Origin of the sequence: Rhodoplanes tepidamans (assembly GCF_030813915.1) — a bacterium.
GTDB classification, from domain to species: domain Bacteria; phylum Pseudomonadota; class Alphaproteobacteria; order Rhizobiales; family Xanthobacteraceae; genus Rhodoplanes; species Rhodoplanes tepidamans.
Genome location: NZ_JAUSUJ010000001.1, coordinates 314281 through 338900, shown reverse-complemented (window position 1 = coordinate 338900; position 24620 = coordinate 314281). Strand labels below are relative to the sequence as shown.

Genomic DNA, 24620 nt, shown 5'->3' with positions numbered 1-24620 from the left:
CGGGGCTGCGTCTCAGCCCTGCGGCGCGGGATCGAACTCGGCGGCGCGCAGCCGCCGGGCGATCTCGTCCAGCACGGCGTTGACCATTCCGGTCTCGTCGCGGTCGACGAAGGCGTTGGCCACGTCGACATACTCCGACACGACCACCCGGGCCGGGATGTCGCGGCGCTTGTCGAGCTCCCAGGCGCCCGCCCGCAGCACCGAGCGAAGGATCGCCTCGACCCGCTTCAGCGGCCAGCTCGCTTCCAGCGCCTGGTCGACCAGCGGGTCGAGCTTGCGCTGGCCCTCGACGACGCCGTTGACGATGTCGCGGAAGAAGCCCGCCTCGGCCGGCAGGTACTGGTCGCCTTCGACCTCGCGGCCGATCCAGTGGCTCTCGAACTCGGCCAGGATCTCGTGCAGCGGCGTCGCCGCGATGTCCATCTGGTAGAGCGCCTGCACGGCGGCGAGCCGCGCGGCGCCGCGGCGGTTCGCCTTGCGCACCGGCTTGGGCTCGCGGCTCACCGGTCGCCCCGCGGGCTCTGGAGGTGGCGTTTCACCCGGATCAGCGACGTCACGGCGGCGGCGGCGACGCCGCCCTTGTCGCCTTCGTCCGGGTTGGCGCGGGTCATCGCCTGGGCGTGGGTGTCGGTCGTCACGATGCCGTTGCCGATCGGCACCCGGTGGCGAATCGCCAGATCCATGAGCGCACGGGCGGATTCGCCGGCGACGATGTCGTAGTGGCTGGTCTCGCCGCGGATGACGCAGCCGAGCGCCACGATGCCGTCGAACGGCAGCCGGCGGGTGTGCACCGGCGCCTCCAGCGCGATCGCCACCGCCTGCGGGACCTCGAGCGATCCCGGGACGCTGACGATGTCCCATTCCACCTGCGCGGCGTCGAGCACCCGGCGGGCCCCCTCCAGCAGCGCATCCGCGATGGCGCCGTAGTAGCGCGCCTCGACGATGAGGATGCGCGCGCCCGGCAGGGGCTCTTCGATGGTGCGTGTCGCTGTGCTCGGTCCGGCCATGGGTTCCTCGGTCGCGCCGTCAGTAGCAAGCCGGCGGGACCGCTCGCAACCCCGACGACGTCAGACCGCCTCTGCGGGGCTCGCGGTCTCGGCCAGCCGGGCCGCGTACCGCGCCATCAGGTCGACCTCGAGATTCACCGGATCGCCCGGCGCGAGGTCGCCCAGCGTCGTCACCTGCAGCGTGTGCGGGATGAGCAGCACCGAGAAGGCGTCGCCGTCGACCTCGTTGACGGTCAGCGACACGCCGGCGAGCGTCACCGAGCCCTTGGTGGCGACGAAGCGGGCGAGCGGCGTCGGCGCCCGGAACGTCATCTTCGCCATCTCGCCGAGGTCTTCGCGGGCGATCAGGTCGGCGAGGCCGTCGACATGGCCGGTGACCAGGTGGCCGCCGAGCTCGTCGCCGATCTTCAGGGCGCGCTCGAGATTGACCCGGCTGCCGGCCGTCCAGCGGCCGACCGTGGTGAGCCGCAGCGTCTCGGCCGCGGCGTCGACCGAAAACCAGGTGCGCCCCTGCTCCACCCCGGCGGCGACCACGGTCAGGCAGGTGCCGCTGCAGGCGATCGAGGCGCCGTCCACGATGGACGCGCGGTCGTAGCTGCACGCGATGGTGAGGCGGCGAAGGTCGTCGGCACGCGGCGCGACGGCGAGGACGGTGCCGATATCGGTGACGATGCCTGTGAACATGCGCCCTGGATTAGGGCCACGGGCGGAGGAATGCAACGGCGACGCATCGTGTCCCGGGCGCGGCGCAACGCGCCGCGAACCGGGACCCAGGCGACTGGTGGAGGCGCCTGCCGTGCCGCCCTGGGCCCCGGCTCTGCGGCGCATCAGGCTTCCGGCCCGACGCGCCTTGTCCGGGACACGCCGTCGGAAACCGCCGTCCCCCGCCCGGCTCAGCCCTTCCGGCCGGCCTCGTGCCACAGCAGGGCGAGGCCGGAGGCCACCACCACGGCGGAGCCGAGCAGCAGGTGGACGGTCGGGATGTCGCCCCACACCAGGAAGCCGATCACCATCGCCCACACCAGCGACAGGTAGTAGAACGGCCCGACCGCACCGGCCGGCGCGAGATGCAGCGCCTTGGTCCACCAGTACTGGCCGATGGCGTTGGAGACGCCGTTCACCAGCATCAGCACGCCGTCCCAGAAGCTCGGCACCACGAAGCCGAACGGCAGCGCCGCGGTGAAGATGCCGGTCAGCATCACCATCTGCCACATGGTGAGGGTGCCGGCGGACTCGGTGCGTGTCATGCTGCGGACGCCGGCCGTGACCAGGCCGTACAGCACGGCGTTGCCGATCGCGAACAGGAATCCGATCTGGAACGTGTCGGCGCCCGGATTGGTGACGATGAGGACGCCGGCGAAGCCGGCCACCAGGGCGGCCCAGCGGGCCCGGCCGGCCGTCTCCTTGAAGATCAGGGCCGAGAACAGGGTGGCGAACAGCGGTGCCGAGAAGTTGACCGCGATGACGCTGGCGAGCGGCATCAGGCTGAGCGCCACCATGATGCAGGTCTGCGCCGCCGCCTGGGTGACCGAGCGGCTGGTGTGGTCGCGCAGCCGGGTGGTGCGGAACACCGCCAGCCCGGTGTGCGGCAGGATGATGATCGACACCGTGACGAGCGACACCAGGGCGCGCACGAACAGGATCTCGCCGACCGGATAGTCGGCGAGCTGCCATTTCGAGACGGCGCTGCCGATGGCGAACATGATCGTGCAGCCGATCATGAACAGGATGCCGGGAACGACGGAACGCTGGGCCATGAAGTCCGTGCGGGGGTGATCGGGGCGGGACCGGCGGGAGACCACAGCACTCCTCTGCCCGCAAGGCGGCGTCAAGCCTGCCTGGAAGGATTTGCATTTTCGGACAATTCCAAAATCGCTCGGTACTTTCTCGTATGCCGGCCGTCCCGGCGACCGACTATCCAGCCCTGCGCCTCCGGCCGTGACGGAGCCGGCGGCGCGCGATCGTTTCGTCGCAGAGGAGAGCACGGCATGGCGTTTCCGACCCGACGCGACGCACTGACGGGCCTCGCCGCGGCCGGCGCCGCGACGCTCCTGCCCGGCCTCTTCGCCGGCCGCGCCGAGGCCGCCGCGAAGCTCGCGAGCCTCACCATCAACGGCATGCCGGCGACCCCGTCGGTGGTGATGGCCCGGCTGGTCGAGACCGGAACCCTGTCGCAGTTCGCCGACAAGGTGCAGCTCAAGGTGTGGCGCACCCCGGACCAGATGCGGGCCGGCGTCGTGTCGGGCGACATGGCGGTGTTCGGCACGCCGTCCTACTCGTGCGCCAACATGCTGAACCGCGGCGTCCCGGTGCGGCTGATGAACATCGTCACCTGGGGCCTTCTCTATCTGATGAGCCGCGACGACGCGGTGCAGAAGATCGAGGACATCGCCGGCAAGCCGGTGCTGATGGCGTTTCGCGGCGACGCGCCCGACCTGATCTTCCGGATGACGCTGCGCAAGCTCGGCATGAATCCCGACACCGACGTGAAGCTGCAGTATGTCGGCACGCCGACCGAGGCCGTGCAGCTCCTGCTCGCCGGCCGCGCCGCACTCGCCGTGATCTCCGAGCCGGCCGCGACGGCGTCGCAGATCCGCGGCGCCCAGGCCGGCATCGAGGTGCGGCGGGCGGCCGACCTCACCGCCGTCTGGGGCCGCCTCACCGGGCGGCCGCCGCGCATCTCCCAGGCCGGCCTCGGCGTGCGCGAGGACTTCGTCCAGGCGCATCCCGAGATCGTCCGCGCGATTCACGACGGCTGCCGGACCGCGGCCCGCTGGGTGCTCGACAATCCGGCCGAGGCCGGCCGACTCGGCGCCGCCACGCTCGACCTCGGCGCCCCGGTGGTCGAGCGGTCGATCCCGCATTTCCGCCTCGACGTGGTCGCGGCCGCCGACGCGCGGCCCGACCTCGAGCACTACTTCACGGCCCTGATGGAGATGTCGCCCGACATCCTGGGCGGCCGGCTGCCCGACGACAGGTTCTACTGGGGCCCGGGCGCATGAGCTCCTGCGCGGGCGCGCACGGCACCGGCGCGGTCTCCCGCCGCGCCGCGGTGACGGGCCTCGCCGCGGTCGCATCGATGCTCGCGGTCGGCCGCAGCGGCGCGTCCGACCCGGCCGCGCCGGCGGCGGCGCGGCTCGACCGGCTGGTGATCGCCGGCATGCCGGCGACCCCGACCGTGCTGCTCGCCCGGGGGATCGCGGCGGGCACGCTCGCGCCGCATGTCGCTGCGCCCGCCCTGAAGGTCTGGCGCACCCTCGACGAGCTGCGCGCCGGCGTGCGCACCGGCGCCTACGACCTCGTCGCGCTGCCGACCGACGCCGCCGCATCGCTGTTCAACGCCGGCGCCCCGATCCGCCTGGTCGGCGTGCTGGCCTGGGGGCTGCTGTTCCTGATCGGCCGCGATCCCGCCGTCACGGGGGTCGAGGCGCTCGCCGGCCGGCGCGTCACCGTGGCGTTCCGGGGCGAGGCGCCGGACCTGATCCTGCGCCTGGTGCTGCGCCGGCTCGGCCTCGATCCGGACCGCGACGTGGTGCTCGACTACGTCGCCACGCCCGCCGAGACCGCGCGAAAGCTCCTCGCCGGCGAGACCGACCTCGCCGCGGTGCCGGAGCCGGTCGCCACCGCGGTGCTGATGCGGGCCGCGCAGTCCGACCGTCCGATGCGGCGCATCGCCGATCTCACCGCGGTGTACGGCGCGCTGACCGGCCGCACGCGCGGCCTGCCCAAGGCCGGGCTCGCCGCGAGCGAGGCGCTGCTGCAGGCGCGGCCCGAGCTGGTCGCGGCCGTGCACGCGGCCTGCGGTGCGGCGGTCGACTGGGTGCGGGCCGACCCGGCAGCGGCCGGCCGGCTCGGCAGCGAGCCGCTGGCGCTGCCCGCCGCCGTGGTCGAGGCGTCGCTGCCGCACTTCCGGCTCGACGTCGTCACCGCCGCCGCGGCCCGCGACGACATCGAGCGCTATTATGCGGATCTCGTCGGCGTCGCCCCGAACGTGCTCGGCGGCGCACCGCCGCCCGCCCGGTTCTACTGGGGAGGCACCGGATGATCACGCTGCGGGCGCGGCTCGCCCAGGCGCTCGACTACGTGTGGGGCGGCTGGGGTGCCGCCGCCAGCCTGCTGCTGCTCGTCGCGCTGTGGGAGGCGGGCCACGCCGCCTACGGCACGCTGGTGCTGCCGTCGCCGCGCGAGACCTTCGCGGCGCTGTGGCGGATGACGCTCGACGGCCGGGTGTGGCCGGCCGTGGTCGAGACCAGCCGCAACGCGCTGGTCGGGTTTCTGGGCGGCGTGGTGGTGGGCGGCGCGCTGGGTGCGCTCGCCGGCCTCTCCGACATGATGCGGCGGCTCCTGGCGCCGATCGCCACCCTGATGCTCGGCATCCCGGCGATCGCCTGGGTGGTGCTGTCGCTGCTGTGGTTCGGCGGCTCGGGGCTCGCGGTCGTGTTCACGGTGCTGGTGACGAGCGCACCGATCGTGTTCGCCAGCGCCGCCGAGGGCGTGCGCAGCCTCGACGGCGCGCTGCGCCGGATGGCGCGCGCCTTCCGGGTGCCGCGCCGCGTGCTGGTGTGGGACGTCTACCTGCCGCACATGCTGTCCTACCTGTTCCCGGCGGTCGCCACCGCGCTCGCCCTGTCGTGGAAGATCGCCGTGATGACCGAGCTCCTGAGCGGCGCCGGCGGCATCGGCGACGGGCTCGCCACGGCGCGCGTGCAGGTCGACACCGTCAAGGCGATGGCCTGGATCCTGGTCGTCGTCGCGCTGCTGCTCGCGATCGAGTACCTGCTGCTCGAGCCGCTGCGCCGCCGCCTGCTCACCTGGCGGCGCGAGCTGCCGGGCGCCGAGGCGCGCGACATGCCGGGGATCTGACGCGCATGACGCCGGCACCCGACAGCACCGCCGCGACATCGTCCCCCGGCCTCGTCGTCGAGGCCGTGTCGCACGCCTTCGGGCCCGAGCCGGTGCTGACCGAGGTCTCCTTCGCCCTGCCGGCCGGCAAGGTCGGCTGCCTGATCGGCCCGTCCGGCTGCGGCAAGAGCACGCTGCTCGCGATGATCGGCGGCCTGTCGCGACCCGACCAGGGCCGCATCGTCCACGCCTTCGTGCGGCCCGCCTTCGCGTTCCAGGACCCCTGCCTGCTGCCCTGGCGCGACGCGCGCCAGAACATCGCCTTCGGCCTCAAGGCGCTGCCGATGGGCCGGACCGAGCGCGACGCGCGCGCCGAGAGGCTGCTCGGCATCGTCGGCCTGTCGGAGGACGACGGCGACAAGTTTCCGCACGAGCTCTCCGGCGGCATGCGTCAGCGCGTGGCGCTGGCCCGCGCGCTCGCCATCGACCCCGACCTCGTCCTGCTCGACGAGCCGTTCAGCGCGCTCGACGTCGGCCTGCGCCGCCAGATGCAGGCGCTGGTGCAGCGGCTGATCGACGCCCGCGGCCTCACCACGGTGCTGGTGACCCACGATCTCGCCGAGGCGGTGCGGATGGCCGACCGCATCGTCGTGCTGTCGCCGCGGCCGGCCCGGGTCGCCGCCCTGCACGACATCGCGGTGCCGCACGCGGCGCGCGACGACGGTTTCGTCCATGCCGAGGTCGGCCGCCTGCTCGCCGATCCGGCGACCGCCAGGGCGCTCGCCGTCGAGCCGGAGGCGTCGCGATGAGACCGCCGGGGGAGCAGAGCCGGGCCGGCGGGGTCGTGCTCGCCTATGCGTTCCGGCCGTTCTTCCTGCTGGTGCCGGTCGCCGCGGTCGCCGCCGTGCTGCCGCTGCCCGTGATCTGGACCGGGCTGGTCGGTGCCGGCACGGTCGGCAGTGCGGCATGGCACGCCCACGAGCAGGTGTTCGGCTGCCTCGCCGCCGCGATGGCGGGCTTCGCCCTGACCGCCTTCCCGAGCTGGACCGGCACGCCGCCGGTGACGGGCCGGCGGCTCGCCGCCCTGGTGCTCGTCTGGCTCGCCGGCCGCATCGCCTTCTGGCTCGACGGCATCCTGCCGGCCTCGCTCGTCGCGCTGGCCGACCTCGCCTTCCTGCCGGCCGTGTTCGGCAGCGCGCTGCCGGCGCTCGCCACGGCGACCCGCCGGCCGGTCGATCTCGGCCTGGTGATGATCGGGGTGCTGGCCGCGAACGTCTGGTTCCACATGACGCGGCTCGGCGCGATGCCGGGCACGCCGGACGCCGCCGTGGTGCTCGGCCTCGACCTGATGCTGGTGGCGATCGCGCTGGCGCTCGGCCGCATCCTGCCGGTGACGCTCGGCGCCGCGCTTCACGAGACCGGGCAGAAGGGGCCGCCGCGCCTGTCGCCCGGACGCCGCCACTTCGCCGCCGCGACCCTCGTCCTGTTCGCGATCGCCGACACGGTGGCGCCGCGCGACCCGGTGACCGGCTGGATCGCGCTCGCCGCCGCCTGCGCCCAGCTCGACCGCATGGTCGAGCTGCACCGCGGCGCTGCGCTATGGCGGCCGCAGGTGCTGCTGTTCTACCTGGCGCAGGGCTTCATGGCGGCCGGCCTCGCCGGGCTCGGCGCCGCGGGGCTGGGCGCGCCCTTCGATCCGACCGGCCTGCGCCACCTGCTCGGCATGGGCGCCGCCTCGCTCACCGTCGTGACGGTGATGTCGGTCGTGTCGCTGCGCCACACCGGCCGCGGCTTCCCGCTGCCGCGCGCCGTGTGGATCGCCCCCGCCCTGATCGTCGCCGCGACGGTCGCCCGCGTCGCGGTGCCCGAGATCGCCCCCGAGGCGATGCCGATGCTCGGCGTGGTGCTGCCGAGCGCCCTGTGGGCCGGCGGCTTTCTCGCCTGGCTCGCGGTGTTCGGCCCCTGGCTCCTGGCGCCCCGCGTGGACGGCAAGCCGGGATGAGACGAGACGCTCCGATTGTCACGACAGCTTCGATTTTCTCGAAAGGAGAGACGATGACGCAGCACGTTCTCGAGATGCGCGGTCTGAAGCAGAACCGCGTCGCCATCAGTTACGAGCAGATGCTGAGGTTTCACGGCGGCCCCCATCCGGGCGGCGTCGCGGTCGCCTACAAGGTGCTGGAGACGGCCTTCCCGCTGGTGTCGCCCGGCGAGCCGCCGGAGCGCAGCCGCATCCAGGTGGTGGTCGGCGTCGACGGCCCGGGCGTCGTCGACGGCCTCGAATGCGCCACCCGCGCCTTCAGCCGGCAGCGCGCCATCATCGACCGCGGCGCCAAGAAGGGCCAGCCGGTGTGCGGCGAGCACTTCTATTTCGAGGTCCACTACAAGGGGACGTCGGTGAGCCTGTGGCTCAAGGACGGCACGCTGACCGGTGAGTTCCTGGCGCTCGCCTCCAAGACGTCGGGCGGGCTCGCCAGCGAGGCCGAGGTGGCCCGCTTCGACGCGCTGCGCCACGAGATGGCGGAGCGCGTGATGACCTCGCCCGCCTGCGATCTGTTCGAGATCGGCCCCGTGGTGCACGGCTGAGCCGGAAAGGACCTGTCATGACCCTGTCCATCAAGCTGCGCGACTACGCCGGCGAGCTCGACATCACGCTCGACGACCTCGAGTCCTTCCACGACAAGGACCATTTCGGTGGCGTCGTCCTCTCGATGAAGGTGCTGCAGCGCGCCTTCGACGCCTTTCCGGGCACCGGCGTCCCGCATCGCGACGAGATCGCCATCGTGGCCGGCCTCAACCCGCCGGGCCTGATCGACTCGTTCGAGTTCATGACCCGGGCGCTGTCGCGCCGGCGCCTCGTCGTCGACCAGACGCTGGCGCACGGCCCGGCCTCGCCGTTCGGCCGCTTCGCCTTCGAGGTCCACCGCCCGTGCGGCGCGGTCGCGCTGTGGGTGCGCGAAGGACTGCTGCCGGGCGACTTCGCCACCGTCGGCAAGAAGGTCGAGGCCGGCTTCGGCACCGAGGCCGAGACCGCCCGCTGGAACGGCTACAAGCGCGACGTCGGGGTCGCCCTGATCCCGATGAAGCCCGAGGACGTCCTCGACATGCGGCTGATCGAAGGCCGCCGGCTGGTCGCCTGAGCGCGGCTCGTCACCGGACGACAGCGGCGCCGCCGGAGCGATCCGGCGGCGTCATGCGTTCTGCGACACCGCGCGCAGCCGGTCCAGGAACTCCGCCTGCACGGCGGTGGGCAGCCAGTCGGCCCGGGTGGTGAGGCCGACCACCCGGCGCGGATGCGGAATCGGCAGGTCGAGCGAGGCGAGCCCGCCCGGCCCGTCCTCGCTGGCGACGCCGGCCCGCGGCAGCAGGCTGAGCCGGTCGCTCTCCGCCAGCACGGCGACGATGCCGCCGAGCGAGTCCGCCTCGATGGCGCCGCGCCGCGGCAGCTCCCACTCGGCCGCCATGCGGTCGATGACGGCGCGCCGCGGCAGGCTGGCGGTCGGCACCACCCAGCCGTAGGGCCGCAGATCGGCGGGGGTGAGCCCCGGCCGGCCGGCGAGCGGGTGGCCGCGCCGGCAGGCGATCCGGTACGGATCCTCGAACAGCGGCTCCTCGACCAGATCGTCGAACGGCGGCGGCGCCCGCAGCGCCCCGAACACCAGATCGAGATCGCCGCCGCGCAGGCTGGCGGCGAGCGCCGCGTACGGCGCCTCGCGGATCGTCACCCGGACGCCGGGACGCCGGTGCAGCACCGCCTCGCCGGCGCGCGCCACCAGGCGGGCCGGCGCCAGCGCCAGCACCCCGATCGCGACGGTGGCGGCGGCGCTGCCGCGCCGCAGATCGAGCTCCTCGCGCGCCGCCCGGATCTCGGCGGCGGCGAGCGCGAGCCGGCGGGCGAGCTCCGAGCCGGCGGGCGACAGGCCGATCCCGTCCCGCGTCCGGCGATAGAGCGCGACGCCGAGCAGATGCTCGAGATCGCGCGCCGCCCGGTGCAGGGTCGGCTCGGCGACGCCGAGCGACGCTGCCGCGCGGCGAAACGTCTGCGCCGTACGGATCGCCGCGAGGCTGCGCAGATGCGCGTCGCCGAGCGACCGGACGATCCGCACCACTGCGTCGCCGGCCGGATCCCGCCCCGTCGCCTGGCCGATCGCCGCCGCGATCTGGGCGAAGAAGCGCGCCGTCCGCACCGCCAGCACCCGTCCCTCGGCGGTCGGCACCGCCCCGTCGCCCCGCCGCTCCAGCAGCGCGGTGCCGAGGGTCGCCTCCAGGGCCCGCACGGCACGGCTGACCGCCGGCTGGGTCAGGTGCAGGGCCCCGGCCGCCGCCGTCATGCCGCCCGCCGTCGCCACCTGGTGGAAGGCGCGCAGGCGGCCGAGCCTCGTGTCCTCCACGCGATCGTCCCCGCTGTTGCACTGCGAGAAACGAACTTAGCAGAAACTCATGGATGCGGTCAGCGTTGGAATGCGCATCGGGCGCAAGAAAATGCTGACATGGCGGCATCGAGGAGCCGCGCATGACCGACATTATCGATATCCATACGCATGTGATCTCGCCCGATACGGCGCGCTACCCGCTGGCGCCGCTCGGCGGCAAGCAGTCGGACTGGTCGCATGCCCGGCCGACCACGGCCGCCGACCTGATCGCCGCGATGGACGAGGCCGGCGTCGCCAAGGCCGCCGTCGTGCAGGCCTCGACCGCCTACGGTTTCGACAATTCCTATCTGGCCGACTCGGTCGCGGCGCACCCGAACCGCTTCACCGGCGTGTTCTCGATGGATCTGTTCGCGCCCGACGCGCCGGCCGTGTTCGACCGCTGGGTGGCGAAGGGGCTCACCGGACTGCGCCTGTTCACCACCGGCACCACCCAGCCCGGCCAGGCCGGCTGGCTCGCCGATCCGCGCAGCTTCCCGATCTGGGAACGGGCCGAGGCGGCCAACCTGCCGGTCTGCGTGCAGATGCGGCCGGAGGGCGTCGACCAGCTCGCCCTCCTGCTCGACCGCTTCCGCCGGGTGCCCGTGGTGCTCGACCATCTCGCCCGGGTCGACCTCTCGGACGGCGCCCCCTACGAGAAGGCCGACTGGCTGTGGCGCCTCGCCGACCGGCCGAACGTCGTCCTCAAGCTGACCAGCCGCACGGTGCGCGAAGCCGCCGCCGGCGCGTCGCGGCCGGAGGCGTTCTTCCCCCGGCTCGTCGCCGCCTTCGGGGCGGAGCGCATCGCCTGGGGCTCCAACTTTCCGGCCGAGGCCGGCCCGATGAGCCGCATCCTGGACGCCGCCCGCGCCGCCCTCTCCTGCCTCTCCGCGGCCGACCGCGCCAGCATCTTCGCCGGCACGGCCCGGCGCCTCTATCCCGCCCTCGCGGCGGAGCCCGTCACCGCCTGACCGACGCTCACGGGCGCCGGCGGCGCCCCGGCCGACAACGATCTCCGGAGGAAGACATGACCCCAGGCCCCGTCTCCAGCCCGCTCCGCCCGGACCGGCGCCGCCTGATGCTCGGCGGCCTCGCCGCGGCGCTCGCCGGGGCCGTGCCGACGACGGCACGCGCCCAGGCCGGCTACCCCAACCGGCCGGTGCGCATCATCGTCCCGTACGGGGCCGGCGGCATCGCCGACGTCACCATGCGGATGGTGGCCCAGAAGCTGTCCGAGAAGCTCGGCCAGCAGTTCATCATCGACAACCGCCCCGGCGCCGCCGGCGTGATCGGCATCAACTCGGTGGTCGCCTCGACTCCGGACGGCTACACGCTGGCGATGATCGGCGGCGGGCTGACGGCGGCGAAGTCGCTGTTCAAGTCGCTGCCCTACGATCTCGAGCGCGACCTGGTGCCGATCTCCACCACGGCCGCCTACGGCCTGGTGATCGCCACCAAGGCGGGATCGCCGCTGAAGACCGTACAGGACGTCATCACCACGGCCAAGGCGTCGCCCGGCAAGCTGAACTTCGGCTCGATCAATCCGGGCAGCAACCAGCACCTGGCCGGCGAGCTGTTCAAGTCGATGGCCGGCATCACGGTGACGGCGATCCCGTTCAAGACGACGCCGCAGCTCGTCACCGCGATGATCCAGGGCGACGTCGACGTGCTGTTCGAGTACCAGGCCGCCCTGCAGGGACCGCTGGAGGAGCGCCAGATCGTCGCGCTGGCGACGACCGCGACGACGCGCGCGCCGTCGCTGCCCGACGTGCCGACGGTCGCCGAGAGCGGCCTGCCGGGCTACGAGGTGACGAGCTGGAACGGCCTCGCCGCACCGGCCGCGACGCCGCCCGAAATCGTCGCCCTGCTCAACCGCGCCGTCAACGAGGTGGTCGCCCTGCCCGACATCCAGGCCGCCAGCACCAAGTACGGCATGGCGGCGCAGGGCTGCTCGGTCGACGACTTCCGGGCCCGCATCGCCCGCGAGGTCGCCAAGTGGGCCAAGGTGGTCGCGGCGGCCGGCATCGAGAAGAAGTAGGCGCCTCCGCCTGCGGCACGCCTCACGGCGACGGGCCGACCGCCCGCCGCCGTTTTTTCATGGGCGGCTCGTCGGTGGCCGCATGCGCAGCGTCCGACGGAGGACGGTCCCGGCGGCCGAGACGGCCGTGACGCCGGGACCTGACGAGACGCGACGATCACGTCGCGTGCGGCGGCGGCTGCGGGATCCGCGTTCGGCGCGACCGGCCGATAGCGGTCCGGCCGCTGCGGCCACGTCCTGGATGTAGGAAAATTCCGATGTCCGGCTGGCGGGAGCGACGGGGCTCGAACCCGCGACCTCCGGCGTGACAGGCCGGCGCTCTAACCAACTGAGCTACGCCCCCGAACTTCGGAGCCGTTCTCCTAGGGCCCCTCCCGAACGAAGTCAAGCGGGCATCGCAGGGGCGCGATCAGGGCTGGAATTCGCCACCGAAGGGGCGCGAAAACGCCTGCGGCGCGGGGCGAATCGCTATCAGACCCCGTGAAAACCCCTAAAACATGGGCGTTTCTCCCATTTGGCGCTGGCCAAGGCGCGAGAATCGTCTATGTGACGGGCAGTTCTGGCGTCCATCGGTCCAAAGAGGAGGGATTAAAGATGGCCAAGGCAGCGACGACGACGGCCCCGACCGTCACGCTCAAGCACATCGCCGCGACGATCGCCGGCGAGCACGAGATCGCCAAGAAGCAGTCCGAGGCGATTCTCAGCGATTTCGTCGGGCTGGTGGTGAAGCACCTCAAGAAGGGCGACCGCCTGCGCATCGGCGGCCTCGGCATTCTCCAGGTCAAGAAGCGCGCCGCCCGCATGGGCCGCAACCCGGCCACCGGCGAGGCCATCAAGATCAAGGCGAGCAAGAAGGTGGCGTTCCGGGCCGCCAAGGAGCTCAAGGACGCGATCTGATCGGCGTCCGCTGCCGGGCCGGGGCGGGCCGCTGGCTCGTCCCGGCAGGCGCTCTCAGAACCGGCCCTTCGCCTGCACCAGCACGCCGTAGCGCTGCTGTTCGAACTTGGTCAGATCGAAGGTCGCGTTGTTCGGGCCGAACGTCACGGTGCCGGAATCGGCGTTGAGGCCCCACCAGCGACCGCCGACACCGAGCTCGAGGAACGGCGTGACGGCGTAGTTCAGGAACAGCTCCGCCTCGACGCCCCAGCCGCGCGACGAGCGCGAGATCACGTTGGGGGCCGGCCCGAGATCGCTCATGCTCTGGCGCAGCAGGTGGCTGTCCTTGTTCTCCAGCCGGGCGATCGGGACCCATGCGACCTCGCCCGCCACCGACCAGCCCGGCAGGAACTCCCAGCGGCCGTCGACCCCGAGCCGCAGCGCGTGCCAGGTCGGCTCGTAGACGAACACCGCGGTCGAATCGGACACCAGCCTGGTGCCGGGCGGGACGCCCCAGTAGGCGCCGCCGAAATCGTCCGGATTGGTGACGAGACCCGACGCGCCGAGCTTCTCGTTCCAGTAGTGATAGCCGACGAAGCCGCCGACCCGCCAGCCGGCGCGCGGCACGTCGAACGACCAGCCGACATCGACGATGCCGTAGCGCAGGCTGTCGCCGGTGACGTCGCTGGTCGTGTCGGAGAACTTCAGCTGGCCGGCGAAGAAGTCGCGGTCGACGATGGTGCCGCCGTCGAGCGTTCCGCCGCCGATCACGCCCTTCACGAAGAGACGGGTGGGCTGGTGGGCGATGCGGCCGAACACCTCGCCGGCATGGCCCTTCACGTTGCGCCAGTCGAGCGTCGAGGTCGGATCGCCGTAATAGGGTGAGCCGTTGCGGAAGCCGAAGTCGACCTTGCCGCTCGAGTACCAGTAGCGGCCGCCGACCTCGATCGCGAACGGCCGCACCGTGACGGCGGGCACCACATAGGCGGGCCGCAGCGCCGCGGCCGGCGCCTTGACGGGCATCGGGGCGATCGCGCCGGTCGTCGCGGGATCCGGTGTCGCGACGGCGGCGCGCGGCGCGCCGGACAGGTCCGGCCAAGCCGGGCCCCAGTGATCGGTCGGCGGGGACGGCGGGGACGAGGCGACCTCCAGGGCCGGGATCGTCGCGGGTGCGCGGATCACGGGCGGGCGAATCGCAGGGGCGCGGATCGAGGCGGTGATGTCGCGGTCGGCCGCAGGAGACGACGGCTGTGCCCGCCTCTCCTGCGCGGCCGAAGCGTCCGGAACGGCAGCCCCCTCGCCCGCCAGTCCCGGCCATTGCGGGTCGGGATCACCGTCGGCCGCCTGCGGCAGCGAGACGGCGCGGGTGCGCGGCCGTGCCGGCCCGGTCGGGCCTGTGGCGGTCGGCGACGGCTGTGCCCGTCGCGGTTCCGCCTCGGCCCCGGCCGGCATCGCCTCCGCCCGATCGGACGAAAGGCTCGGCCAGCGCGGACCGGGATCCCAGACCGTGGCTTCGCCCGAGGGCTCGGACGGAAGCCGCGGCCATTCGGCGGCGTCGGCGGGAAGAACGACGAGGGTCAGGGCCGCGACCGCGGTCGCGGCACGAAGCGGTCGGCTCCTGTCCCTCTTCACCCGGCCCCCCCTGCGCCACCGTGAATGGAGACAATTTGAACCGACTTGTTATCGATTCATTGCCGAACGCGGGCGCCCGGCCGCACGAGTTCGCCGGAGGGGTTAACGCGGCGTGAAGGGGGCGAGGCGAGCGGGCCAATGTCGCGCGCACGCCGACCGCCTCGCCCCGCTCGTCCCCGCGAAAGCGGGGACCAAGGAGCGGCACGGCAGATCCCCTGGAGTCCCGCTTGCGCGGGAACGAGCGGAGTGTGTGGCTCCGCTCGCAAATCAGACCGTCACAGGCTCGCGGCGGCCGGCATCGGCACCTGGCGGGCGAGCCGCTCCTTCTTGAGGAGCTCGGCGAGCAGGAAGGCGAGGTCGATCGACTGCTCGGCGTTCAGCCGCGGATCGCAGAAGGTGTGATAGCGGCTGTTGAGGTCCTCGTCCGAGATGGCGCGGGCGCCGCCCGTGCACTCGGTGACGTTCTGGCCGGTCATCTCCAGGTGGACGCCGCCGGCGATCGTGCCCTCGGCCGCGTGCACGGCGAAGAAGCCCTTCACCTCCTGGAGGATGCGGTCGAACGGCCGGGTCTTGTAGCCGGACGCCGACGAGATCGTGTTGGCGTGCATCGGATCGCACGACCAGATCACGTTGCGCTTCTCGCGCGCCACGGCGCGGACCAGGGGAGTCAGCAGCTCGCCGACCCGGTCGGCGCCCATGCGGCAGATCAGCGTGAGCCGGCCCGGCTCGTTCTCCGGATCGAGCACCTCGATCAGCCGCATCAGGTCGTCGGCCTTCATCGACGGCCCGCACTTGAGCCCGATCGGGTTCCTGATGCCGCGGCAGTACTCGACATGCGCATGGTCGAGCTGGCGGGTGCGGTCGCCGATCCACAGCATGTGGCCGGACGTGCAGTACCAGTCGCCGCTCGTGGAATCGACGCGGGTCAGCGCCTCCTCGTAGCCGAGGAGGAGCGCCTCGTGGCTGGTGTAGAGCTCGGTGCCGCGCAGCTCCGGATGCCGCTCGAGGTCGAGGCCGCAGGCCTGCATGAAGCCGAGCGCCTCGGAGATGCGGTCGGCCAGCTCCATGTAGCGGCGCGACTGCGGCGAGTCCTTGACGAAGCCGAGCATCCACTGGTGCACGCTGCCCAGATTGGCGTAACCGCCCTGGGCGAAGGCGCGCAGCAGGTTGAGGGTCGCGGCCGATTGCCGGTACGCCTCGATCTGCCGGCGCGGATCGGGAATCCGCCCTTCGGCCGTGAACTCGTTGTCGTTGACGATGTCGCCCCGGTAGCTCGGCAGCGCGACGCCGCCCCGCGTCTCGGTCGGCGAGGAGCGCGGCTTGGCGAACTGGCCGGCGATGCGCCCGACCTTCACGACGGGAGACGCCGCCGCGTAGGTGAGGACGACCGCCATCTGAAGGAACACGCGGAAGAAGTCGCGGATGTTGTTGGCGCCGTGCTCGGCGAAGCTCTCCGCACAGTCGCCGCCCTGCAGCAGGAAACATTCGCCCGCCGCGACCCGCGCCAGCTGCCGCTTCAGGCTGCGGGCCTCGCCTGCAAAAACCAGCGGCGGAAAGGTCGACAGCTGCTTCTCCACGGCGCCGAGGGCGTCCATGTCCGGGAAGTCCGGCACCTGCTGGATCGGCTTCCGGCGCCAGCTGTCGGGGGTCCACCGCTCGGGCATGGTCTCGTCCTCGTCCTGCGCGGGCCGGGTGTCCTCCCGGGGGGCTGTTCCGCCGCGCGGAGCGCCTTATACACGACCGATGCGCCGCGAGGCCAGCCCGACGGGCGAGAGCCGCGGCGCGCCCGCGGAACGGGGCGTGGCCCGCTCAGCCCGCCGGCGGGAGGGCCGGCGCGACGTCGGTGCGGCCGAAGTCGTCGCCCTTGAACAGCGGCGGCTCGCCGGCCGCCTTCGCCAGCGCGTAGCTGAAGCAGTCGCCGAAGGTGAGCCGCGCCGGATGGCCGCTGCCCCGGCCGAGGTCCCGGTAGGCCTGCCGGGCGAGGCCGGCCTGCGCCTCGGTGACCGGCTCGATGATCACGGCGGCTTCTTCCAGCAGCTCGTCCAGATTCCCGCTGAGTCCCGGATCGTTGTTGCGGTCCACGACGAGGCCCGCTTCGAAATAGGTCGCCGCCGACACGCGAAGCACCTCGGCATTTCCGATCGCGAAGAGGAACTCCTCTTCTTCCGGCTCTTTCTTCAAAACCGCGATCAAGGCCGAGGTGTCGATGATCATTTGGGCAATCCATTCTCGTCGTAGAGAAGATCCCCATGCTCCATCGATCGCCAAGGCTCCTTCCAACGCGGCGCGCTGTCCGCCGCACCCGCGCCAGCCGCTCGCGCAGCGCCGTCGTGACGGCGGCCGGGATGCTCTCGCCGGTCGCCCGGGACAGCGCCTCCGCCAGACGGAGCGCCTCCTCGGTCTCGATGTTCAGGCCCATGGCGGCCCTCCGGTGCTCGGTCCCCCGCCAATTTAGGCCGCGAGGCTTCCGGCATCAACGGTTGAGCCCATCCGGACCCGCACGCCCCGGCGGGTCCGCGCCCCGTGTCCCGGTCGGCCCGCCCCCTACTCGGCCGCCTTCCTTCGGTGCCGCAGCGTCGGCTGGCGCATCGTCACCAGCTCCTCGGAGGCGGTCGGATGCACGGCCATGGTGGCGTCGAAGTCGGCCTTGGTGGCGCCCATGCGGACCGCGATGCCGACGAGCTGGATCATCTCGCCCGCGCCCTCGCCGACGATGTGGCAGCCGACCACCCGGCCGGTCGCGGCGTCGACCAGGAGCTTGAGCAGCACCGTGGTGTCGCGCCCCGACAGCGTCGCCTTCATGGGCCGGAAGCTCGTCTTGTAGACGTCGACGTCGCCGATCTCGGCGATCGCCTGCGCCTCGCTCAGCCCCACCGTGCCGACCTCCGGCTCGGAGAACACCGCGGTGGGAACGCAGCGATGATCCACCCGGGTCGGCTTGCCGCCGAACACCGTGTCGGCGAAGGCGTGGCCCTCGCGGATCGCCACGGGCGTGAGGTTGATGCGGTTGGTGACGTCGCCGACGGCCCAGATGCCGGGCACCGAGGTCTGCGAGTACTCGTCGACCGCGATGCCGCCGTTCGGCGCCAGCCGGACACCGACGCTCTCGAGCCCGAGGCCGCGCACCGCGGGCGGGCGGCCGATCGCGAACATCACGGCGTCGGCGGCGACCTGCATGCTGCCGGAGAGATGCGCCGTGAAATGCCTGCCGCAAGGCTCGACGGCGGCCACCGTGTTGCCGGTGATAACGTGGATGCCGCGCTTCTCGAGCTCGACGCGCAGATGCTGACGGACGTCGTCGTCGAAGCCGCGCAGGATGTTGTCGCCGCGATAGACGAGCGTCACCTGCGAGCCGAGCCCGGCGAAGATCGAGGCGAACTCCACCGCGATGTAGCTGCCGCCCTGCACCAGCACGCGCGCCGGCAGGGTGTCGAGATGCAGCGCCTCGTTGGACGAGATCACGTGCTCGATGCCCGGAATGGCGGGGCCGAGATGCGGCGTGGCCCCGGTGGCGATCAGGATGTGCTCGGCGCGGATCCGCTCGCCGGTCGCCTCCAGCCGGACGGTCTTCGCGTCCTCCAGCACGGCGCGGCTCTTGACGATCTCGACCCCGGCCTTGCCGAGGGTCGTCATGTAGGCCGCCTCGAGCCGGGCGATCTCGCGGTCCTTGTTGGCGATCAGGTCCGCCCATTCGAAGGTCGGCGCGGTCGCGCTCCAGCCGAACCCGACCGCGTCCTCGAACGCCTCGCGGAAGCGCGCCGCGTAGACCAGGAGCTTCTTGGGCACGCAGCCGCGGATCACGCAGGTACCGCCGACCCGGTATTCCTCGGCGACCACGACGCGGGCGCCGTAGCCGGCGGCGATCCGGGCGGCGCGCACGCCACCCGAGCCGGCGCCGATCACGAACAGGTCGACCTGCCGCTCCGGTGCGGTCACAGGTCGTGGCCCTTCTTCTTCATCTCCTCGCGGAACTTGCTCATCACCTCGCCCGAGAAGGAGTCGGCCCACACCTGCGCGTTCTTGAGGCTCTGGTCGATCGCCACCGGCTCCTCGGTGGACATCTTCTTGCCGAGCGGCGACTTGTAGAAGGCGACGAGCTCCTTGAGCTCGGCCTCGGTGAACTTCTCGGCGTAGACCTTGGCGACCTCGCCGAGCAGCTCGGCGCGCTTGCCGTCGTAGTCCTTGCGCAGCTTGGCGGCGACCTCGTTGAGCGGCCCGGCGAGCTGCGGGTTGGTCGGCACGTAGGAGTTCTTCACGAACTCGATCACGCCGGCGACGATCGGGTCGAACATCGCGTTGCCGCCCTTGAGGATGATCAGCTCGCGCGCGGCGGCGACGGCGGAGGGCGCCGGCTGCTGGGCCTGCGCCGGCCCGAGCCCGAGGGCGCCGGAGGCGAGCACCGCCACGGCGGCGGCACGGAGAAGCGGGACGAGCTGCATGGGAACCCCCTGTTGACGACGTGCCGAGCGTGCTCGGTTCAAGCGTTTTCGATGCGGATGCCGGCGGCGCCCGCGATGATCGCGGTGCGCACCAGCCCGATGAACAGGCCGTGCTCGACGACCCCCGGAACGGCGGCGAGCCGCTCGGCCAGCGCCAGCGGGTCCGGGATGCGGCCGAGCGCGAGATCGAGGATGAAGTGCCCGCCGTCCGTGACGAAAGCGTGGCCCTCGCGGGTGCGGCGCAGCTCCGCCCTGCCGGGGCAGCCGGCCGCGGCGGCGGCCGCCTCGACCGCGATGCGGGTCGGCGCCACCCCGAACGGCACCACCTCGACGGGCAGCGGGAAGCGGCCCAGCGTCGCCACCCACTTGGTCTCGTCGGCGATGACGATCATCCGGGCCGAGGCCGCCGCGACGATCTTCTCGCGCAGCAGCGCCCCGCCGCCGCCCTTGATGGCGGACAGGCCGGGGGCGATCTCGTCGGCCCCGTCGACCGTGAGGTCGAGCGCCGGCGTCTCGTCGAGGGTCGACAGCCGGACGCCGGCCGCCTCGGCGTCGGCCCGGGTGGCCTCCGAGGTCGGCACGCCGACCACGTCGAGGCCGGCCCGCACCCGCTCGCCGAGGAGCGCGACGAAGTGCTTGGCGGTCGAGCCGGTGCCGAGGCCGAGCCGCATGCCGGGCTCGACGAAATCGAGGGCGCGGGCGGCGGCCTCGCGCTTGAGGGAATCGGGATTCATGGCGGTGCGCGGGACTGGGTCCGTGAGAGAGGCGGTTGCCCGCTATGTAGCCCCGATCCGGCGATCCGCCTAGGGCCGCGCGCGAATTCGCCCCGGCTCCGGCCGGATCGGAGGGCCGATCCCGCCCCGCACGGCCGGCGCGCTTGCGCCGCCGGCCCGGGCCGGCTTAGAGACCGGGAGGCCCGGGCGCCGGGCCAGCCGAGGCCGTCCATGCACCAGCCCGCCCCGTCCCCTCTCGTGGTCTTCGATCTCGACGGCACGCTGGTCGACACCGCGCCCGACCTGATCGACACGCTCAACGGCCTGCTGGTGCGCGAGGGCATGGCGAGCGTGCCGTTCGACGAGGCACGGCGCTTCATCGGCGGCGGCGCCCGGCTGCTGATCGAGCGCGGCCTCAGCGCCCATGGCCGCGCCAGCGGCCCGGCCGACATCGACCGCCTCTACGCCGTCTATGTCGACGACTACGCCGCCCGCATCGCCGCGCTGTCGCGGCCCTTCCCGGGGCTCGAGGACGCCCTCGATTCGCTCGCCGGGCTCGGCTGCCGCTTCGCCGTGTGCACCAACAAGCTGGAGCGGCTGTCGGTGAAGCTCCTGGAGGCGCTCGGCCTCGCCGGGCGGTTTCCGGTGATCTGCGGCCAGGACACCTTCGCGGTCATGAAGCCGCATCCCGAGGCGCTGCTCGGCACCATCGCGGCGGCCGCCGGCTCGCCGGCCGCCACCGTGATGGTCGGGGATTCGGCCACCGACATCGCCACCGCCAAGGCGGCGGGCGTACCCGTGGTGGCGGTCGACTTCGGCTACACCGAGGTGCCGGTGGCGCGCTTCGATCCGGACCGGGTGATCAGCCGCTATGCCGACCTGCCCGCCGCCGTGGCCGAGCTCCTGGGCCTGCGGGCGGGCTGATCCGGCCGGGGGCCCCCCGCGGCACCTCCCGGCCGCCGACGGTTGCGCCGCTCCGCCCGCGTGCCTAATGTCGCGGCTGGGCGTTGGGGGACGCCGAACCATGACCACCGTTTCGAACCGAGTTCTGGCGGTCGCGGCCGCGGGCCTCCTGCTCGCCGGGTGCGAATCTCTGTCGAACTTCCAGGTGCCGAGCTTCGGGCTCGGCGGCCCGGCCACCGTGGTCCTGAACCTGGAGAGCGACCCGCCCGGCGCCGAGGCCACGCTCTCGACCGGCGGCAGCTGCCGCACCCCGTGCACCCTGCCGGCGCCGCTCACCGGCGAGATGACGGTCGCCTTCGCGCTGCCCGGCTACCAGTCGACCACGGTGCCGGTCCAGGTGGTCCGCTCGGAGGCGAGCGGCAGCGAGCGCGAGTTCGCCGGCACCACCGTGACGCTCGATCCGAACCCGGTCTATGTCGAGCTGCAGGCGGTGGCGCCGCCCGCGCCGCCGCGGCGTCGGCCGAGCGCCCAGCGTCCGCGCACCTCGCAGCCTTCGGCCGCCCGCCCGCCGCGGCCGAGCGCGCCGGAGCCCGAGCCGGAGGCCCCGCCGCCGCCCACCGCCGTCACCCCGGCCACCCCGCTGCCGCCGCAGTGACGCCGGCGCAGGCCGGACCCGCGTCGCGCAGGCCTGCGCCGCGGCCGCGCGATGGACGGCCCGCCATGCGCGGCCGCCGCGCCGACCCGGCGCTTGACAGGGCGGGCCCCGCCCTTTACTTCGCCACCCTCGGTACGGGCGCTTAGCTCAGCGGGAGAGCGTTCCCTTCACACGGGAGAGGTCGTAGGTTCAATCCCTACAGCGCCCACCATTCTCCCCAACTCGCCTCTCCCCAACTCGCCTCTCGCGACCACGACACGATCCGTCTCGTTCACGGACGCACGCTGCGGCCGCGGCAGTCCTTTTCGGCTGTAAAGGCTGCTCAGGTCGCGGCGGGGGCCGGCAGCACGCGGCCGACCGCGGCCTCGACCTCGGCGAGGCCGCAGCGGGCGCCGTCGCCGCCGAGCGTGACGATCGGCCCGGTGCCGGTCGGCCCGGTGAGCGACGGCTCGCTGCCGACGAAGATCGAGACCAGCGGCACGCCGAGCGCCGCGGCGAGATGCAGGAGCCCGGTGTCGACGCCGACCACCACGGTCGCTCCGGCGACCAGCCGGGCGACCTGATCGAGCGGCTTGCGGTCGGGCACGCGGGCGCGCGGCATCGCGGCCGCGAGCCGGCGGGCGCGCGCCTCCTCGGCCGGCGTGCCCCAGGGCAGGACGACGTCGAGACCGCGGGCCGCGAGCGACCGGCCGAGCGCCACCCAGTCGGCCTCCGGCCACTCCTTCTCGGTGCGGGCGGTGGCGTGCAGCATCACGGCGTAGGGCCGCTCCGACGGCGGCGACAGCGCGGCCCGGTCGAGCCCGTAGTCGGCCGCGCCGGCGGGTGCATAGCCGAGCGCGAGGCCGGTGAGCAGCCGGTTGCGGGTGACGGCATGGAGGTGGCGCGCCACGCCGTGGCGGATGTCGTAGCAGGTGGTGGCGAGCGATTCGCGGACGCTCCGGCGGTCGTAGCCATGCCGCACGCCCCGCGCCATGCGGGTGATGACGGCGGTGCGGACCAGCCCCTGGGTGTCGATCACGGCGTCGTAGGCATGGTCGCGCAGGCTCGCGACGAAGCGCCGGATCTCCGCCCACGTTCCCCGCCGGTGCAGCGCCCGCCGCCAGCGCCGCCAGGCGACCGGCACCACCTCGTCGACCCCGGGATGCAGGCGCGCCAGCGGCGCGAAGGCCTCCTCGACGACCCAGACGAGCCGCGCCGCCGGCCGCTCGCGGCGGGCGTCGGTGACGGCGGGCATGTTGTGGACAACGTCGCCGAGCGACGAGGTCTTGATGAACAGGACGTCGACCATGAAACCGCGCTGGGTCACCGCGAGCGCGGTTCTCATATACAGAGGCGGGCCGGTTGTCACCGGGGCCGCCCCGGCCGGGCACCCGGGCCCGCGGCGCGGGACCGGCGGCGCTGGCCGAGCGCCGGCTGCGCCGCTATGGATACGGCGACCGCGGCGGGGACGGAGGAACACCATGAGCATACTCGTGACCGGCGGCGCCGGGTACATCGGCAGCCACATGGTGCACGCCCTGGTGGATGCCGGGGAGCGGGTGGTGGTTCTCGACGACCTGTCGACCGGGTTCCGCTTCGCGGTGCCGCCGGAGGCCGCCCTGGTGGTGGGCGACACCGGCGACGCGGCGCTGGTGTCGCGGCTGATCGCCGAGCACGGGGTCGAGGCGATCGTCCACTTCGCCGCCTCGATCGTGGTGCCGGAGTCGGTCGCCGACCCGCTGCGCTACTACCGCAACAACACGGCCAACTCGCGCAGCATGATCGACTGCGCCGTGACGGGCGGGGTGAAGCACTTCGTGTTCTCCTCGACGGCGGCCGTCTACGGCAACCCGGCCCGGGTGCCGGTCGCCGAGGGCGATCCGCTGGCGCCGATGTCGCCCTACGGCTCGTCCAAGCTGATGACCGAGATCATGCTGCGCGACGCCACGGCGGCGCACGGGCTCGGCCACGTGATCCTGCGCTACTTCAACGTGGCGGGGGCGGACCCGCTGATGCGCACCGGCCAGTCGACCCGGAACGCCACCCACCTGATCAAGGTGGCCGTGGAGGCGGCGCTCGGCCTGCGCGGGAAGATCGACGTGTTCGGCACCGACTATCCGACCCCGGACGGAACCTGCGTGCGCGACTACATCCACGTCTCGGACCTGGTGGCGGCGCATGCCGACGCGCTGCGCCATCTGCGCTCCGGCGGCGCGCCGGCGACGCTGAACTGCGGCTACGGGCGCGGCTTCTCGGTGCTGGAGGTGATCGAGACGGTGAAGCGGGTCTCCGGGGTCGACTTCCGGGTCGATCTGGCGCCGCGCCGCCCGGGCGATCCGGCCGCCATCGTCGCCGCCTGCGACCGCGCCCGCGAGATCCTCGGCTGGCAGCCCCGCTGGGACGACCTCGACACCATCGTCCGCCACGCCCTCGACTGGCAGCGCAAGCTCGGCACCATGAACCTGTGATGTGAGGGCACGGCGGCGAGAGGTGCGGCACCCGCTTGGCGCGTGCCGCGGCAGGCGACTACCATGGCGTCCGGAAACGTCCCGAAACGCCCGGAGAGGCCCCGATGATCCGTCCCCTGCTCGCTGCCCTGCTCGTCTCCAGCCTGCCTGCCGGGCCGCTCGCGCTCGGACCCGCTCATGCCCAGGGCGCCGTCGTGACCACCAAGACCATGAGCCCGGAGACGGCGCTCGACCTCGCCCGCGCCGCCCTGGAGGCCTGCCGGCAGCGCGGCTTCCAGGTCGCGGTCGCGGTGGTCGACCGCTCGGGCCTGACCCAGGTCGTGCTGCGCGACCGCTTCGCCGGGCCGCACACGCCGCAGACGGCGATCGGGAAGGCGTGGACCGCGGTCAGCTTCCGCACCGACACGACCGAGCTCGTCGGGGCGACGCAGCCGGGCACGCCGCAGGCCGGCGTCCGCGCCCTGCCCGGCGCCGTCGTGCTCGGTGGGGGCCTGATGGTCGAGGGCGGCGGCGCACTGCTGGGGGCGGTCGGCGTCTCCGGGGCCCCGGGCGGCGAGGCCGACGACGCCTGCGCCAGGGCCGGCATCGAGGCGGTGCGGGACCGGCTCGACTTCTGACCGGCCCGGCCGGCGCCCCTGCGAGCCCCCCGGGGCGCCGGC

Annotated in this window: 26 protein-coding genes, 2 tRNA genes and 1 pseudogene; 15 read left to right on the top strand and 14 right to left on the bottom strand. The window is 73.1% G+C overall.

The features are described from left to right. Positions 1-12: 12 nt before the first annotated feature. From nusB to J2S22_RS01560, 4 genes are all read right to left on the bottom strand, one after another. The gene (gene nusB / locus J2S22_RS01575; protein WP_272779373.1) at positions 13-504 is read right to left on the bottom strand and encodes a transcription antitermination factor NusB; all 492 of its coding nucleotides are present in this window, start codon (positions 502-504) and stop codon (positions 13-15) included. Continuing rightward, entirely contained in the window at positions 501-1007 is a 507-nt protein-coding gene (ribH, locus tag J2S22_RS01570; RefSeq protein WP_272779374.1) for a 6,7-dimethyl-8-ribityllumazine synthase, read from the bottom strand. The genes nusB and ribH overlap by 4 nt, the downstream gene beginning before the upstream one ends. A 60-nt stretch (positions 1008-1067) precedes the next feature. After that, entirely contained in the window at positions 1068-1691 is a 624-nt protein-coding gene (locus J2S22_RS01565; RefSeq protein WP_272779375.1) for a riboflavin synthase, read from the bottom strand. A gap of 209 nt (positions 1692-1900) precedes the next feature. Continuing rightward, positions 1901-2764: a DMT family transporter gene (locus J2S22_RS01560; protein WP_272779376.1), complete on the bottom strand. Its 864-nt coding sequence runs from the start codon at positions 2762-2764 to the stop codon at positions 1901-1903. Positions 2765-2995: 231 nt separating this feature from the next. Between J2S22_RS01560 and J2S22_RS01555 the strand changes: the two genes are divergently transcribed. The 7 genes from J2S22_RS01555 to J2S22_RS01525 are packed head-to-tail and all read left to right on the top strand — an operon-like array spanning position 2996 to position 8989. Further along, the gene (locus J2S22_RS01555) at positions 2996-4009 is read left to right on the top strand and encodes an ABC transporter substrate-binding protein (RefSeq protein WP_272779377.1); all 1014 of its coding nucleotides are present in this window, start codon (positions 2996-2998) and stop codon (positions 4007-4009) included. Continuing rightward, positions 4006-5052 carry an ABC transporter substrate-binding protein gene (locus J2S22_RS01550; protein ID WP_272779378.1) on the top strand — a complete coding sequence of 349 codons (1047 nt, stop codon included), beginning with the start codon at positions 4006-4008 and terminating at the stop codon, positions 5050-5052. Before J2S22_RS01555 ends, J2S22_RS01550 begins: the two co-directional genes overlap by 4 nt. Beyond that, positions 5049-5870, top strand: a complete 822-nt coding sequence (locus J2S22_RS01545; protein ID WP_272779379.1) for an ABC transporter permease — start codon at positions 5049-5051, stop codon at positions 5868-5870. The genes J2S22_RS01550 and J2S22_RS01545 overlap by 4 nt, the downstream gene beginning before the upstream one ends. 5 nt (positions 5871-5875) lie before the next feature. After that, positions 5876-6658, top strand: coding sequence for an ABC transporter ATP-binding protein (locus J2S22_RS01540; protein ID WP_272779380.1), 783 nt, complete (start codon positions 5876-5878; stop codon positions 6656-6658). Further along, a complete protein-coding gene (locus tag J2S22_RS01535; RefSeq protein ID WP_272779381.1) occupies positions 6655-7851 on the top strand; it encodes an NnrS family protein in 1197 nt (398 codons plus the stop codon). Before J2S22_RS01540 ends, J2S22_RS01535 begins: the two co-directional genes overlap by 4 nt. A gap of 53 nt (positions 7852-7904) precedes the next feature. Next, a complete protein-coding gene (locus tag J2S22_RS01530; protein WP_272779382.1) occupies positions 7905-8435 on the top strand; it encodes a hypothetical protein in 531 nt (176 codons plus the stop codon). A 17-nt stretch (positions 8436-8452) separates the two neighbouring features. Then, positions 8453-8989, top strand: coding sequence for a hypothetical protein (locus tag J2S22_RS01525; protein WP_272779383.1), 537 nt, complete (start codon positions 8453-8455; stop codon positions 8987-8989). Between the two features lie 51 nt (positions 8990-9040). Here the strand turns inward: J2S22_RS01525 and J2S22_RS01520 are convergent, their stop codons facing one another. Beyond that, positions 9041-10240, bottom strand: a complete 1200-nt coding sequence (locus tag J2S22_RS01520) for a LysR family transcriptional regulator (RefSeq protein ID WP_272779384.1) — start codon at positions 10238-10240, stop codon at positions 9041-9043. A 122-nt stretch (positions 10241-10362) separates the two neighbouring features. Between J2S22_RS01520 and J2S22_RS01515 the strand changes: the two genes are divergently transcribed. After that, a complete protein-coding gene (locus J2S22_RS01515; protein WP_272779385.1) occupies positions 10363-11229 on the top strand; it encodes an amidohydrolase family protein in 867 nt (288 codons plus the stop codon). A 56-nt stretch (positions 11230-11285) separates the two neighbouring features. Beyond that, positions 11286-12296 carry a Bug family tripartite tricarboxylate transporter substrate binding protein gene (locus J2S22_RS01510; protein WP_272779386.1) on the top strand — a complete coding sequence of 337 codons (1011 nt, stop codon included), beginning with the start codon at positions 11286-11288 and terminating at the stop codon, positions 12294-12296. 266 nt (positions 12297-12562) lie between these two features. Here J2S22_RS01510 and J2S22_RS01505 read toward each other — a convergent pair. Beyond that, positions 12563-12639: transfer RNA gene (locus J2S22_RS01505), tRNA-Asp, on the bottom strand. 251 nt (positions 12640-12890) lie between these two features. Here J2S22_RS01505 and J2S22_RS01500 point away from each other — a divergent pair. Then, on the top strand, positions 12891-13193 hold the full coding sequence (locus tag J2S22_RS01500) for an HU family DNA-binding protein (protein WP_272779387.1): 303 nt from the start codon (positions 12891-12893) through the stop codon (positions 13191-13193). 54 nt (positions 13194-13247) lie between these two features. Here the strand turns inward: J2S22_RS01500 and J2S22_RS01495 are convergent, their stop codons facing one another. From J2S22_RS01495 to rpiA, 7 genes and pseudogenes are all read right to left on the bottom strand, one after another. Then, on the bottom strand, positions 13248-14354 hold the full coding sequence (locus J2S22_RS01495; protein ID WP_272779388.1) for a hypothetical protein: 1107 nt from the start codon (positions 14352-14354) through the stop codon (positions 13248-13250). Positions 14355-15079: 725 nt separating this feature from the next. Beyond that, positions 15080-16468 carry a class II 3-deoxy-7-phosphoheptulonate synthase gene (locus tag J2S22_RS01490; protein WP_272779389.1) on the bottom strand — a complete coding sequence of 463 codons (1389 nt, stop codon included), beginning with the start codon at positions 16466-16468 and terminating at the stop codon, positions 15080-15082. Positions 16469-16613: 145 nt separating this feature from the next. Continuing rightward, positions 16614-17018: a type II toxin-antitoxin system VapC family toxin gene (locus tag J2S22_RS01485; protein ID WP_272779390.1), complete on the bottom strand. Its 405-nt coding sequence runs from the start codon at positions 17016-17018 to the stop codon at positions 16614-16616. 82 nt (positions 17019-17100) lie between these two features. Then, positions 17101-17223, bottom strand: a pseudogene (locus J2S22_RS30860) (type II toxin-antitoxin system VapB family antitoxin); the annotation flags it as partial. Positions 17224-17348: 125 nt separating this feature from the next. Next, on the bottom strand, positions 17349-18740 hold the full coding sequence (gor, locus tag J2S22_RS01475; protein ID WP_272779391.1) for a glutathione-disulfide reductase: 1392 nt from the start codon (positions 18738-18740) through the stop codon (positions 17349-17351). Beyond that, positions 18737-19243, bottom strand: coding sequence for a DUF2059 domain-containing protein (locus tag J2S22_RS01470; RefSeq protein WP_272779392.1), 507 nt, complete (start codon positions 19241-19243; stop codon positions 18737-18739). The genes gor and J2S22_RS01470 overlap by 4 nt, the downstream gene beginning before the upstream one ends. Before the next feature lie 38 nt (positions 19244-19281). Next, a complete protein-coding gene (rpiA, locus tag J2S22_RS01465) occupies positions 19282-19977 on the bottom strand; it encodes a ribose-5-phosphate isomerase RpiA (protein ID WP_272779393.1) in 696 nt (231 codons plus the stop codon). 210 nt (positions 19978-20187) lie between these two features. Here rpiA and gph point away from each other — a divergent pair, with 210 nt between their 5' ends. The 3 genes from gph to J2S22_RS01450 all read left to right on the top strand — a co-directional run bounded on the left by gph (position 20188) and on the right by J2S22_RS01450 (position 21725). Next, positions 20188-20880, top strand: coding sequence for a phosphoglycolate phosphatase (gene gph, locus J2S22_RS01460; protein WP_272779394.1), 693 nt, complete (start codon positions 20188-20190; stop codon positions 20878-20880). Positions 20881-20980: 100 nt separating this feature from the next. Continuing rightward, positions 20981-21514: a PEGA domain-containing protein gene (locus J2S22_RS01455; RefSeq protein WP_272779395.1), complete on the top strand. Its 534-nt coding sequence runs from the start codon at positions 20981-20983 to the stop codon at positions 21512-21514. Positions 21515-21650: 136 nt separating this feature from the next. After that, a tRNA-Val gene (locus J2S22_RS01450) sits at positions 21651-21725 on the top strand. A gap of 111 nt (positions 21726-21836) precedes the next feature. On the opposite strand, the gene waaC is transcribed toward J2S22_RS01450, so the two are convergent. Beyond that, entirely contained in the window at positions 21837-22802 is a 966-nt protein-coding gene (gene waaC, locus J2S22_RS01445) for a lipopolysaccharide heptosyltransferase I (protein WP_272779397.1), read from the bottom strand. Positions 22803-22974: 172 nt separating this feature from the next. Between waaC and galE the strand changes: the two genes are divergently transcribed. Beyond that, entirely contained in the window at positions 22975-23961 is a 987-nt protein-coding gene (gene galE, locus J2S22_RS01440) for a UDP-glucose 4-epimerase GalE (protein ID WP_307155780.1), read from the top strand. A 104-nt stretch (positions 23962-24065) separates the two neighbouring features. Then, on the top strand, positions 24066-24578 hold the full coding sequence (locus tag J2S22_RS01435; RefSeq protein WP_272776300.1) for a GlcG/HbpS family heme-binding protein: 513 nt from the start codon (positions 24066-24068) through the stop codon (positions 24576-24578). Positions 24579-24620: the final 42 nt, after the last annotated feature.